This window comes from Streptomyces sp. NPDC006997 (assembly GCF_040635175.1).
Lineage (GTDB): Bacteria > Actinomycetota > Actinomycetes > Streptomycetales > Streptomycetaceae > Streptomyces.
In genome coordinates, this window is the sequence record NZ_JBEYHH010000024.1 from 85,310 (window position 1) to 98,140 (window position 12,831).

The following is a 12,831-nucleotide window of genomic DNA, read 5'->3' on the forward strand; positions in this document are numbered from 1 at the left end:
ACTGACGAGAGTCCGCCATGTACGAGCTGTCCCGGGTCCGCCTCTACTCCATCGGACCCGCCGGTGCGCGGTACGCCGACACCGTGCTTGACCTGCGCGGGGTCGGTGAGCCCGTCCCCGACCCCGCCCCCACCCAGGCGGAGTTCTTCGAGGACGAGCCGGTCGGCCCGCCGCGCCGCCCGGCGCCCGCGGGCGTGCTCTTCCTGGAGAACGGCGGCGGCAAGTCCGTCCTGCTCAAGCTGATCTTCTCCGTGATGCTGCCCGGCCACCGCAACACCCTCGGCGGCGCCAGCTCCGGCGTGCTGCGCAAGTTCCTGCTCGCCGACGACTGCGGGCACGTGGCGCTGGAGTGGCAGCACGTGCTGACCGGCGAGTGCGTCGTCGTCGGCAAGGTCAGTGAGTGGCGGGGCCGCCAGGTCTCCAACGACCCGCGCAAGTTCGCCGAGGCGTGGTACTCCTTCCGGCCCGGACCGGGGCTGAGCCTGGACAACCTGCCCGTCGCCGAGTCCACCGCCGTACGCCCGCCCGTCGAGGGCCAGTCCGGCGCCCGGGGCCGCCGCCGCACCATGAAGGGCTTCCGGGACGCCCTCACCGAGTCCGGCAAGACCTACCCGCACCTGGAGGTGCACTGGGAGGAGATCCACGACCGCTGGATCGAGCACCTCGGCGACCTCGGCCTCGACCCCGAACTCTTCCGCTACCAGCGGGAGATGAACGCCGACGAGGGTGAGGCGGCCGGACTCTTCGCGGTGAAGAAGGACGCCGACTTCACGGACCTGCTGCTGCGCGCCGTCACCGACACCCGCGACACCGACGGGCTCGCCGACCTGGTCAGCGGCTTCGGCAACAAGTTGGGCCGCCGCGCCGAACTGATCGCCGAACGCGACTTCACCGCCGGGTCCGTGGACCTGCTCGGGCGGATCGTGGAGGCCGCCGAGGCCCGCGCACGCGCGCGTGACATCCACACCGGAGCCGAGCGCCGCACCCGCACGCTGTCCCGGCGGCTCTCGGTGCGCGGCAGCCAGGAGCGCGCCCGCGCCACCGACCTCGCCCAGCGGGTCACGGCCGCCGCCTACGCCGTCACCCACGCCGAGTCCGCGCGGGAGCGCAGCGCGCTGATCACCGCCGAACTCGCCTACCGGCACGCCTCGCTGGCCCTCGCCGCCACCGAGAAGGCCGCCGCGGCGCAGAAGCGCGAACTCGCCGACGCCCGCACCCTGCACGCCGCCTGGCAGGCCGCCGAGGCCGTCCTGCGGCACCGTGCCGCAGCCGACCGCGTCGCGCGCGTGTCCGCCGCCATCCAGGAGGCGGAGCGGGACGCCGCCCCCGCGCTCGCCGCCCGCACCAGGGCCGCCGTCGACCTCGTACGCGCCCTGCACGGCGCCGCGGAGAGCGCCGAGACCCTCGCCAACGAGGAGGAGGAGCGGTCCGCGGCGCTCCAGGAGGTCAGCGACACCGCCCACCGCGACGCCACCGCCGCCGCCACCGAGGCCCAGCGCGCCCGCAGCGAGGCCGGGCACCTGCGGCAGCGGCTCACGGAGGTCGAGCAGGAGACCGCCGAGGCCGTCCGCGCGGGCTGGCTCGACGACAGCGCGCCCGACGCCGACCCGGCCCGCGCCGCGCTCGCCGCCAGCGACGCCGAGAAGACCGCCGTCGCCGCCTGGGACACCGCCCGCGAGGCCGCCCGCCGCGCCACCGAACACGCCCGCGAGGCCGCCTCCGCCGAGACCCGCGCCGAACTGACCGCCGCCCGCGCGGCGGACGCGGCCCTCGCCGCCGAGCGCGCCTACGACGGCGAACGCCGCACCGCCGAGGCGCTCGCCGCCGAGACCCGCCTCACGGAACTGCTCGGCCTGCCGGGCACCGCGCACGCCGGGGTACCCGGGCCGCGCACCGAAGCCGACAGCCCCCGCGAGAGCGCCACCGCGACCGACCCCACCCTCACGAGCACCCCCCTCACCCCCGAGGAACTCGACCGCTTCGCCGACGAGTTGCGCGGCCTCCTCGACGACGCCGTCTCCTCCGCCGAACGCCAGCTGTTCGAGCTGCGCACCGCCGCCGCCGACGACTCCCGCATCCTCGGCGCGCTCGGCGACGGCGGACTGCTCCCGCCCGGCCCCGACGTCCTCGCCACCGTCGAGTACCTCGGCGAGCACGGCATCCCCGCCCTCCCCGGCTGGCGCTACCTCGCCCAGGCCGTCGACCCCGCCGACCACGCGCGTGTGCTCGCCGCCCGCCCGGAACTCGTCGACGGCGTGATCATCACCGACCCCGCCTCCCACGCCCGCGCCCGCGAGGCGCTCGGCGAGGCCGCGCTGCTGCCCCGGTCCGCCGTGGCCGTCGGTACGGCCGCCGCCCTCCTCGCCCCCACCCCGGCGCCCGGCCAGGACGGCGGTGACGTCTTCCTCGTACCGCCCAACCCGGCCATGCACGACGAGCACGCCGCCGACGCGGAGCGGCAGACGCTGCGCGCCCGCGCCACCGCGCGCGACGAGGAGATCCGGGCGCTCGCGGCCCGCCTCGGCAAGGACCGCGAGCTGTCCGCGCGGCTCGCCTCCTGGCGCACCGGCTGTCCGGCCGGGCACCTCGTCGAACTCGCTGCGGCCGCCCGTGAGGCCCGCGCCTTCGCGGAGGAGTCCGAGGCCGAACTCGCCGAGGCCCGCACCGTGCGCGCGGAGGCGGAGGAGGCCGCCACCGAGGCGTCCCACGTCCGCGACGAACGGCAGGAGGCCGCCCAGAAGGCGCGGCGCGCCGCCGACGCGCTCGCCGGGCTCGCCTTCCGGCTGCGGGAACGCGCCGGATGGCAGGCCCGCCTGCGGGAACTCGCCGACGAGGCCGCCGAGTCCGAGGACCGCGCCCAGACCTGCCTGGACCGCGCCCGCGCCGCCGACGAGGACCGCCGCGCCGCCCAGCGCGCCGCCGACGACACCCGGCGCACCGCACGGGCCCTGCGCGCCGAGCGCGCCGAGATCGCGGGCGCCCCCGACGACGTACCCGAGGACGGCGCGGACGGGCCGAAGGCGTCGCTGCCCGCCCTCCGGGAGGCGTACCGCGCGGCGTCGCAGGTGTACGAGAAGGTCGGCGTCGGCGCCGACCTGCGGGCCGAGCAGGCGCGCGCGGAGAGCGACGAGAGCGCCGCCCGCGCGGACCTCGACCGGCTCAGCAACAAGGTGCGCACCCGCGCGGAACAGCTCCTGACCTCCCCCGACGGCTCCGACGGGCCGTCCCGGCAGGCCGCCGCCGCCCGCGCCGAGGAACTGGTGCAGCTGCTGGAGACCCGGATGTCCACGGCGTCCGAGCAGCTCGGACGGCTGCGCGGCGAGGCCGAGCGGCACGCGCCGGAGGAGGGCGACGCGCACACCGACCTCCCCGAGGAACTGCTCCCGCGCGACGCCGAGCACGCCCAGGCCCTGCTGCGCACGGCCACCGCCGAACTCGCCGCCCGCAGCGAGGCGTTGTCGCAGGCCCGGGACGCCCACGCGGACCTGCTCGCCGCGCACCGCGCCGCCGAGGACGCCGCCGGTGGCTTCGACGAGATCGCCGCCCTCCTGCGCGACCTGCTGCGCGAGCACACCCCCGACGACGACCAGGACCAGCCCGAGCCCTACCCGGGCACCCTGGAGGACGCCCGGGGGGCCGCCGCCGAGACCCGCCGCTCCCTGCGCGGCTGCGCCGCCGACCTGTCCGCCGCCGAGGCCGCCGTCCGGGAGGCCAGCGACATCCTCGTCCGGCACGCCAACTCCACCCGCTACGAACAGGTCCGCACCCCGGCCCGGCAGCAGATCCGCGAACTGCCCGCCGCCGCGCTGCCCGAGCACGCCCAGAAGTGGGCCGACGCCTTCGCGCCCCGACTGCGCGTCCTCACCGACGAGCTGGCACAGCTGGAGCGCAACCGCGACTCGATTGTGGACCGGCTGCGCGGCCTCGTGGAGTCCGCGCTCGCCACGCTCCGCTCCGCGCAGCGGCTGTCCCGGCTGCCGGAAGGGCTGGGGGAGTGGTCCGGGCAGGAGTTCCTGCGCATCCGCTTCGAGGAACCCGACCAGGCCACCCTCACCGAACGCCTCGGCGAGGTCATCGACGACGCCACCCGCGCCGCGGTGAAGAAGAACTCCGACCTGCGCCGCGACGGCATGTCCCTGCTGCTGCGCGGTGTCGCCGCCGCCCTCCAGCCCAGGGGCGTCGCCGTGGAGATCCTCAAGCCCGACGCCGTGCTGCGCGCCGAGCGGGTGCCCGTCGGGCAGATGGGCGACGTGTTCTCCGGTGGCCAGCTGCTGACCGCGGCCATCGCCCTGTACTGCACGATGGCCGCGCTCCGCAGCAACGACCGGGGCCGCGACAAGCACCGCCACGCGGGCACCCTGTTCCTGGACAACCCCATCGGCCGCGCCAACGCCACCTACCTGCTGGAACTCCAGCGGGCGGTGTCCGACGCGCTCGGCGTCCAGCTCCTCTACACCACCGGCCTGTTCGACACCACGGCCCTCGCGGAGTTCCCGCTGGTCATCCGGTTGCGCAACGACGCCGACCTACGGGCGGGGCTGAAGTACATCAGCGTCGAGGAGCACCTGCGGCCGGGGCTGCCGCAGCCCGCCCCGGCCGGGGAGGGGGAGGCGGTGCACAGCGAGATCACCGCCACCCGGATGTTCAGGAGACCCGCTCCCCAGGGGAGCTGACGTCAGTCGAACCAGCCCTGCGGCGCGGGGCTGGTGTTGCGCCAGACGTGCTTGGTCTCCTGGTACTCCGCGAGCCCGGCCGGGCCCAGCTCCCGCCCCGTCCCGGACTGCTTGAAACCACCCCACTCCGCCTGCGGGACGTAGGGGTGGTAGTCGTTGATCCATACGGTGCCCAGCCGCAGCCGGGCCGCCATCCGCGCCGCCTTCGCCTCGTCGCGGGTCCAGACCGCGCCCGCGAGCCCGTAGACGGTGCCGTTGGCGAGCCGTACGGCCTCGTCCTCGTCGCGGAACCGCTCCACGGTGAGGACCGGCCCGAAGGACTCCTCCCGCACCACGGACATCGAGGCGTCACAGCCGTCGAGCACCGTCGGCAGGTAGTAGAACCCCTCGTCGAGCCCTTCCGGACGCGCGCCCCCGCAGCGCAGCACCGCACCCTCCGCGACGCCCCGCGCGACGTACGCCTCGACCTTGGCCAGGTGCGCGGCGGAGATCAGCGGCCCGGTCCGCGCCCGCTCGTCGAACGGTCCGCCGAGCCGGATCGTCCGCGCCCGCCGCACCACCTCGTCGACGAACCGCTCGTGCAGCGACTCCTCCACCAGCAGCCGCGCCCCGGCCGAACACACCTGCCCGGAGTGCAGGAACACCGCGGTCAGCGCCATGTCGACGGCCGTCTCGAAGTCGGCGTCGGCGAAGACGATGTTCGGGTTCTTGCCACCGAGTTCCAGGGCGACCTTCTTCACCGTCCCGGCCGCGGCGGCCATCAGCCGACGGCCGGTCTCCAGACCCCCGGTGAACGACACCAGGTCCACGTCGGGGTGCTCACCCAGCGGAGCGCCCACCTCCGGTCCGGCGCCGAGGACCAGGTTGCCCACGCCCGCGGGCAGCCCCGCCTCCACCAGCAGCCGCATCAGGTGGATCGCGGTGTGCGGGGTGAGCTCGCTCGGCTTCAGCACGAAGGTGTTGCCCGCGGCGAGCGCGGGGGCGACCTTCCAGGCGGTCTGGAGCAGGGGGTAGTTCCAGGGTGTGATCAGCGCGCACACCCCGACCGGCTCGTGGACCACGCGGCTGTCGGTGCCCGGGGTGCCGGTTTCGACGACCCGGCCGGTCTGGGTGGCGACCAGCCGTCCGAAGTAGCGGAAGCAGGCGGCGACGTCGTCGACGTCGTACTCGCTCTCCACCAGGCGCTTGCCGGTGTCGAGGGACTCGGCGCGGGCCAGCGCCGCCTTGTCGCGCTCCAGCAGCCCGGCCACCCGCAGCAGCAGGTCACCGCGGTCGGCGGCGGGCGTGCCCGGCCACGGCCCCTCGTCGAAGGCGCGCCGGGCGGCGGCGATCGCGTCGGCGGTGTCCGCGCCGCCCGCCTCGTCGACCACCGCCACCAGGGAGCCGTCGGCGGGACACCGGATCTCCCGGGTCCGCTTCTCCCGCGGGGCGGCCCAGTCGCCGCCGATGAACAGGTCCGGCATCACGTGCCTTTCTCAGGTACTCGGTCCGAGGAGCGGGCGCCCGCTACGGCAGCCAGGTCTTGACCACGTCGGGGTTGGCCTTGACCCACTTCTCCGCCGCCGCGTCGGCGCTCATCTTCTCGCCCGCGATCAGCGCGGCGACCTCGTTCTGCTGGTCCGCGGTCCACTTGAAGTTCTTCAGGAACGTCACCGCGTCCCCGCCGTCCTCGGCGAAGTCGGCGTTGAAGTACTTCTGCAGCGGCGTGTTGGCGTACCCGCAGCTGACCTTCTCCGGGTCGGCGTCGCAGCCCTCCTCGTACTCGGGCAGCTTCACCTCGACCAGTTCCATCTGGGCGTTGAGCCACTGCGGCGTCCACCAGTAGCCGATGAACGGCTTCTTGGCGGCGTAGTTCTCCTTCATCTGGGTGATCTGCGCGGCCTCGGAGCCCGCGTAGACCGTCTTGAAGTCCAGCTTCAGGTTCTTGATGATCGCGTCGTCGTTGGTCGTGTACGACGGCGAGCCCTCGAGGAGCTGGCCCTTGTCGCCGCTCTCCGCGGTCTTGAACAGGTCCTTGTACTTGTTGAGGTTCTTCCACTCGGTGATGTCCGGGTGCTCGTCGGCCAGGTACTTCGGTATGAACCAGCCGATGTGCCCGGTGACGCCGAGGTCGCCGCCCGCGACGACGGTCTTCTTCTTCTCGACGTACTGCTCGATCTTCTTCGGCGCGCCGCCCCAGTCCTCCAGGACGGCGTCGACCTTGCCGCTGTTCAGGCCGTCGATCGCCACCGACTCGTCGAGCTGCGTCAGCTTGACCTTGACGTCCAGCTCGTCCTCCAGCACGTACTTGGCGACCGCGGCGTTGGCCTCGGCGCCCACCCAGGACGGGACGGCGATGGTGACCTCGTCGGAGTCCCCGGAAGAGGACGTGTCCGCGGCGCCGCAGGCGCTCAGCGCGGTGAGGGCGAGGGCGGCGGTGACGGCGGACGCGGCGCGGCGGGTACGGGTTCTGTTCATCATGGGATGCGGTGTCTCTCGTTTCAGTGGGACAAATCTGGGGGGACGACCGGGTTCAGCGGGAGGGCTGCCGGTCGTCGGTACGGCGCTGGGTGGCCCGGTCCAGTACGAGACCGAGCAGGACGATGGCGACGCCCGCGGTCAGGCCGACGCCGAGTTCGCTCTTCTGGAGGCCGTAGACGACGTCGTAGCCGAGCGCGCCGGAGCCGACGAAGCCGCCGACGATGACCATGGCGAGGACCAGCACGACGCCCTGGTTGAGCGCCAGCATCAGCGCGGGCCTGGCGAGCGGCAGCTGGACCTGGCGGATCTGCTGCCAGGTCCCGGCGCCCATCGAGCGGGCCGCTTCCAGCGCCGCGGCGTCGACGGAGCGCAGCCCCTGCACGGTGATGCGGACGACGGCGGGCAGCGCGTACAGCACGGCCGCGGCGACGGCGGCGGCCCGGCCCACGTTGAACAGGGCGACCACCGGGATCAGGTAGACGAACTGCGGGAGCGTCTGCATGGTGTCGAGCACCGGCCGCAACAGGCGCTCCAGCAGCGGCATCCGGGCGGCGGCCACCCCGATCACGAACCCGGCCAGCAGGGTGAGCACGACACCGGCGATGGCCTGCGACAGCGTGTCCAGGGAGTGGTCCCATACGTCGATGACGCCGACCGCCGCCATCGCCAGGGCCGCCGTGCACATCGCGCCCCAGCCGCCCGCCAGCAGCGCGCAGCCCGCGGCGAGCAGCACCAGCAGCCACCACGGGGTGGCCGTCAGGCCGTCCCGCAGCGGGTTGAGGACGCCGGTGGTGAAGCCGTCCGCCCAGGTGCGGGTGCCGCCGAGTACGGGCACGCCCTCGGCGAGGTTCCTGGTGAACCAGGCGACGGCGTCGTTGACGGGCGCCGCGATGTCCACGGTCCAGTCGTCGGACCACTCGCCGGGCGTGGCGGCCTTGCCGACCGCGAGCAGCGCGGCGAACGCGCCCGCCACCACCGTCCAGGCCCGCCAGCCGTGCAGCCAGGCGACGCCGGTGGGCTGGCCGCCGCCGAGCCGGTCGCCCGCGGCGGCCGTGGTGCGGTCCAGCCAGATGGCGAGCAGCACGATCGGGATGCCCGCGGCCAGCGCCTGGCCGACGTCGACCGTGGACAGCGCCCGGAAGACCTCCTCACCGAGGCCGCCCGCGCCGATCACGGAGGCGATGGTGACCATGGAGAGCGCCATCATGATCGTCTGGTTGAGGCCGAGCAGGATCTCCTTGCGGGCCAGTGGCAGCCGCGCGGTCAGCAGCCGCTGCACCGGGGTCGCGCCCAGCGCCGCGGACGCCTCCATCACGGCCGGGTCGGCGCCGCGCAGCCCGAGCGAGGTGAGCCGCGCCATCGGCGGGGCCGCGTAGATGACGGTGGCGATCAGCGCGGAGGGCACCCCGATGTCGAAGACCAGCACCAGCGGCAGCAGGTAGGCGAAGGCGGGCATGATCTGCATGGTGTCGAGTACCGGGCGCAGCACCCGCTCGAAGCGGTCCGACAGCCCGGCGCCGAGGCCGAGCAGACCACCGGCGAGTGCGGAGACGAGCACGGCGACCGCCATGAGCGCGAGCGTCTCCATGGTGGCTTCCCACATGCCCAGCAGTCCGCACACCACGAAGGTGCCGAGCGCCGTGGCGGCCGTCCTCGCGCCGCGCCGCCCGAGGCCGCCGATCCGCCAGGCCAGCAGCACGGCGGCGGCGGTCACCGCGAACCAGCCGAGGTTCAGCAGGAAGTCGGTGACCCAGTCCACCGAATCCTCGGCCCAGTTGCTCAGATGCAGCAGGAAGTAGAGGAAGACGGGGCTGGTGTCCCGGTTGTCGAGGACCCAGTCGTAGGCGTCGTCGAGCGGGCCGCGTACGTCCACGGTGAGGTCGGAGGGCCAGGTTCCGCTGCCCCAGAGCACCGCCGCGAACGGCACCAGCACCACCGCTGCGGCGAGCAGCGCGGCGAGCCGCCGGGTGGACGGCCGGGCGACCGACAGACGGCGCGTCAGGAACGCGCGCAGGGCGACGTGCTCGGCGCCGCCCGGTGGGGAACCGGTCTTACCCGGCGCCTGCTTCTCGGGGGTGAGGGTGCTCATCGTCAGCTCACCGCCGCCTGCCGCGCGTCCGTGCCCGCCACCACGGCGAGCAGGTTCTCGTGGTCGACGACGCCCACGCAGTCGCCGTCCTCCACCACGCAGACCGCGCCGCCGGTGCGGGCGACGGCCTCGATGGCGGTGGTGACGACCGTGTCCGGGGCGAGGGCGCCGGGGTGCTCCGGGCCGTCGCAGCCCCCGGCGCGCATGGCGGTCCGCACGGTGATGACCTGTTCGCGCGGCACATCGCGGACGAAGTCGCGCACGTAGTCGTCGGCGGGCTGCGCGACGATCTCCTCGGGTGTGCCCAGCTGCACGATGGCGCCGTCGCGCATCAGCGCGATCCGGTCGCCCAGCTTCAGCGCCTCGTTGAGGTCGTGGGTGATGAAGACCATCGTCCGGCCCTCCTCGCGGTGCAGCCGGATGACCTCCTCCTGCATGTCGCGCCGGATCAGCGGGTCGAGCGCGCTGAACGGTTCGTCGAACAGCAGCACTTCGGGATCGACCGCCAGGGCCCGGGCGAGCCCGACACGCTGCTGCTGACCACCGGACAGCTGGTTCGGCCTGCGGTGCTCCATGCCGTCCAGACCGACCTTGGCGATGACCTTCATGGCCTGCGCCCGGCGCTCCAGCCTGCCGACGCCCTGGATCTCCAGGCCGTACGCCACGTTGTCGAGGACCGAGCGGTGCGGCAGCAGCCCGAAGTGCTGGAACACCATCGAGGCGCGGTGGCGGCGCAGTTCGCGCAGGCGCGCCTTGTCCATCGCCAGGACGTCCTCGCCGTCGATGTCCAGCGCCCCGGAGGTGGGTTCGATCAGCCGGGTCAGACAGCGCACCAGGGTGGACTTGCCGGAGCCGGAGAGGCCCATGACGACGAAGACCTCGCCCTTGCGCACGTCGAAGGAGACATCGCGGACGGCGACCGTGCAGCCCGTCCCACGGCGCAGCTCCTCGGCGGAGAGCGCGGCCAGTTCGGCGTTGCCGGGGATCCGCTCCGCCTTGGGGCCGAAGACCTTCCACAGGTTGCGCACGGAGAACACCGGCGGCGTGTCGCCGGGCGCGGTCTCCGGTGCCGGTTGCTTGGACAGGGTGGTGGACATCAGGCATCGACTCCCGGGTTCGTCGGCCGAGGGGGCAGGTCGGCTGGGGTGCGTGGCGCGGTGCGGGGACGCGGGGCGGCGGGGGTGTGGGCGTGCGGGTGGGTGCTGGCGTCGCCGTCTCCATGGGCGTGCGGGTGGGCGCTGGCGTCGCCGTCTGCGTGAGTGAGCAGGTCAGCGCACTTCTCGCCGACCATGAGGACCCCGATCATCGGGTTCACGGCGGGGATGGTGGGGAAGACGGAGGCGTCGGCGATCCGCACCCCGCGCAGCCCGTGCACCCGCAGGTCGGGGCCGACCACGGCGGCCGGGTCGTCGGCGGGGCCGATTCGGCAGGTGCCCGCCGGGTGGTAGACGGTGTGCGCGACCTTGCGGGCGTACTCGCTGAGTTCCGCGTCGCCGGTGACGTCCGGGCCGGGGCAGACCTCGCGCTTGAGCCAGCCTGCCAGCGGCTCCGCCCGCGCTATCTCACGGGCCAGGCGGATGCCGTCGACGAGGGTACGGCCGTCGTGGTCGTCCTCGTCGGTGAAGTACCGGAAGTCCAGCGCTGGTTTCACGTCCGGGTCGGCGCTGGTCAGATAGAGACGGCCGCGGCTGCGGGGCTTGGGGATGTTCGGGGTCATCGACACCCCGTACGGCGGCTTCTCGTAGCCGATCCGCTCCGGGTTGTCGGTGAACGGTATCTGGTAGAAGTGGAACATCAGGTCCGGGCCGGGCGATTCGGGGTCCCGGCGGACGAACAGACCGGCGTCGGAGTCCATCGCGGAGTTCTCCGGTATCGGTCCGTGCGTCTCCCAGACGATGACCGACTCGGGGTGGTCGAGCAGGTTCTCGCCGACGCCCGGCAGGTCGTGCGTGGTGGGGATGCCGAGCGCGGTCAGGTCGTCCTGGGGGCCGATGCCGGAGAGCAGCAGCAGACGCGGGGTGTCCACGGCACCCGCGCAGACGATGACCTCACGGGCGGCGGTGACGGTCCGCTCCGCGCCGTCGGCGGCGCGCACCCGGACGCCTGTCACGCGGTCCCCGTCCAGCTCCAGACGGTACGCCCAGGTCTCCAGCAGAAGCGTCAGGTTGGGCCGGTCGCCCATCACCGGGTGGAGGTACGCCACCGACGCCGACGACCGCTTGTTGTCCTCCGGGTGGTAGGCGAGGTCGAAGAAGCCGACGCCCTCGGTGAACGGCTTCCTGTTGAAGCCCTCCACCCGCGGCACCCCCGTGACCCGCTGCGCGGCGTCGACGAAGTCGCGGGCGATGGCGTTGCGGTCCTTCTCGTCCACCGGGACGATGTGGTTCAGCAGCCGGTCGTAGTACGGGTCCATCGCCGCCGCGTCCCAGCCCTCGGCGCCCGCCTCCACCCACTCCGCCCAGTCGGAGGGCAGCGGCTTGAAACTGATGAGGGTGTTGTGCGAGGAACAGCCGCCTAGGACCCGGGCGCGGCTGTGCCGGATGTGGCTGTTGCCGCGCGGTTGTTCGGTGGTCGGGTAGTCGTAGTCGAGTTCACCACCGAGCAGGCCCAGCCAGCGGCGCAGGGTCAGCACCTCGGGCCGGTCCACGTCGGACGGGCCGCCCTCGATGACGGCCACACTCACCCGTGGGTCCTCGGTGAGCCGCGCAGCGACGACGGACCCCGCCGTGCCGCCGCCGACCACCACGTAGTCGTACGTCTTCCGCTCACCCTGTTCGTCCTGTTCGTCCCGCTCGGACATGCCGCCTTCGCTCCTTGTCACGCGTGCCGGACACCTGCCCGGCCCACCCATGACCTGTCAGTTTGTTGACTAGACATGGACATGGGTCGGGGCGCCTGCCCGGTTGTCGTGAACCCAATCGAGAACCTACCCGGATGTGATGCGGGTCACATCAAATGGGTATGACGGAGCGCGAGATGGCGGCAGCGCCGACTCGGTGAAGGGCTCAGGGCGGAGAAGGGATGACTGGCGCGAACGGGACGTCGCTTGGGTGAGCCCTGGTATCAGGGGTGGGACAACTGCCCGGTGCCGCCCCGTCGGCGTATCCGGTCCGGGGAGTGCCCGGCGGCCTTCGCCTGCCGGCGCGCCCGGCGCCGCTCGCGTCGCAGGGCCCGTGCGGTACTGCTCGGCATCGACACCACGCCGTTGCGCTGGTTCCACACCTGACGGGTCACCCACACGTCCAGCACGCCCCAGGTCGCCACCACCGTGCTCGCCACGCTGCTGAGCACCATCGGGAACGCCAGCCACGACCCGGCCAGGGTGCACAGGAACGCCACGATCGCCTGCACCAGCGTCACCGCCACGATCAGCACCGCCCGCACGGCCGCCGTGCGCACCGGGTCGGGCAGCCTGCGACGCCGCGCGGGCTCCTCGATCCACAACGGCCGGTAGTACGACTGCTGCTCGCGTGCCGCCGGTATAGCGCGATCCGGCGCCTTGGAGCCCTGTCGCGTCGGCCTGCCCGCCGCGCCGTGCTCAGGTGCCTCGTACCGCTCCGCCGTGCCCATCACCGTGTCACTCCCCACCGCCAGCAGACCGCTTGCCGG

General features: G+C 73.5%; 7 protein-coding genes. 1 reads left to right on the forward strand and 6 read right to left on the reverse strand.

The features are described from left to right. The first annotated feature begins 17 nt into the window (after positions 1-17). Positions 18-4,673, forward strand: a complete 4,656-nt coding sequence (locus tag ABZ659_RS23845) for a hypothetical protein (protein WP_360223604.1) — start codon at positions 18-20, stop codon at positions 4,671-4,673. Positions 4,674-4,675: 2 nt separating this feature from the next. Here the strand turns inward: ABZ659_RS23845 and ABZ659_RS23850 are convergent, their stop codons facing one another. The 6 genes from ABZ659_RS23850 to ABZ659_RS23875 all read right to left on the reverse strand — a co-directional run bounded on the left by ABZ659_RS23850 (position 4,676) and on the right by ABZ659_RS23875 (position 12,792). Continuing rightward, complete coding sequence (locus ABZ659_RS23850) at positions 4,676-6,136, reverse strand: aldehyde dehydrogenase family protein (protein WP_360223606.1); 1,461 nt, start codon at positions 6,134-6,136, stop codon at positions 4,676-4,678. Positions 6,137-6,179: 43 nt separating this feature from the next. After that, positions 6,180-7,130 carry an ABC transporter substrate-binding protein gene (locus tag ABZ659_RS23855; RefSeq protein ID WP_360223649.1) on the reverse strand — a complete coding sequence of 317 codons (951 nt, stop codon included), beginning with the start codon at positions 7,128-7,130 and terminating at the stop codon, positions 6,180-6,182. Positions 7,131-7,185: 55 nt separating this feature from the next. Beyond that, positions 7,186-9,222, reverse strand: a complete 2,037-nt coding sequence (locus ABZ659_RS23860; protein WP_360223608.1) for an ABC transporter permease subunit — start codon at positions 9,220-9,222, stop codon at positions 7,186-7,188. A gap of 2 nt (positions 9,223-9,224) precedes the next feature. After that, positions 9,225-10,319, reverse strand: coding sequence for a glycine betaine/L-proline ABC transporter ATP-binding protein (locus ABZ659_RS23865; RefSeq protein WP_360223610.1), 1,095 nt, complete (start codon positions 10,317-10,319; stop codon positions 9,225-9,227). Continuing rightward, complete coding sequence (locus tag ABZ659_RS23870) at positions 10,319-12,022, reverse strand: GMC oxidoreductase (protein ID WP_360223612.1); 1,704 nt, start codon at positions 12,020-12,022, stop codon at positions 10,319-10,321. The genes ABZ659_RS23865 and ABZ659_RS23870 overlap by 1 nt, the downstream gene beginning before the upstream one ends. 263 nt (positions 12,023-12,285) lie before the next feature. Next, entirely contained in the window at positions 12,286-12,792 is a 507-nt protein-coding gene (locus ABZ659_RS23875) for a hypothetical protein (RefSeq protein ID WP_360223650.1), read from the reverse strand. Between the last annotated feature and the right edge of the window lie 39 nt (positions 12,793-12,831).

Bases quoted from the DNA above. Each gene is read 5' to 3' on its own strand.
- ABZ659_RS23845 (WP_360223604.1), top strand. From the start codon at position 18: ATGTACGAGCTGTCCCGGGTCCGCCTCTACTCCATCGGACCCGCCGGT.
- ABZ659_RS23870 (WP_360223612.1), bottom strand. From the start codon at position 12,022: ATGTCCGAGCGGGACGAACAGGACGAACAGGGTGAGCGGAAGACGTAC.
- ABZ659_RS23850 (WP_360223606.1), bottom strand. From the start codon at position 6,136: ATGCCGGACCTGTTCATCGGCGGCGACTGGGCCGCCCCGCGGGAGAAG.
- ABZ659_RS23865 (WP_360223610.1), bottom strand. From the start codon at position 10,319: ATGTCCACCACCCTGTCCAAGCAACCGGCACCGGAGACCGCGCCCGGC.
- ABZ659_RS23855 (WP_360223649.1), bottom strand. From the start codon at position 7,130: ATGAACAGAACCCGTACCCGCCGCGCCGCGTCCGCCGTCACCGCCGCC.
- ABZ659_RS23860 (WP_360223608.1), bottom strand. From the start codon at position 9,222: ATGAGCACCCTCACCCCCGAGAAGCAGGCGCCGGGTAAGACCGGTTCC.
- ABZ659_RS23875 (WP_360223650.1), bottom strand. From the start codon at position 12,792: ATGGGCACGGCGGAGCGGTACGAGGCACCTGAGCACGGCGCGGCGGGC.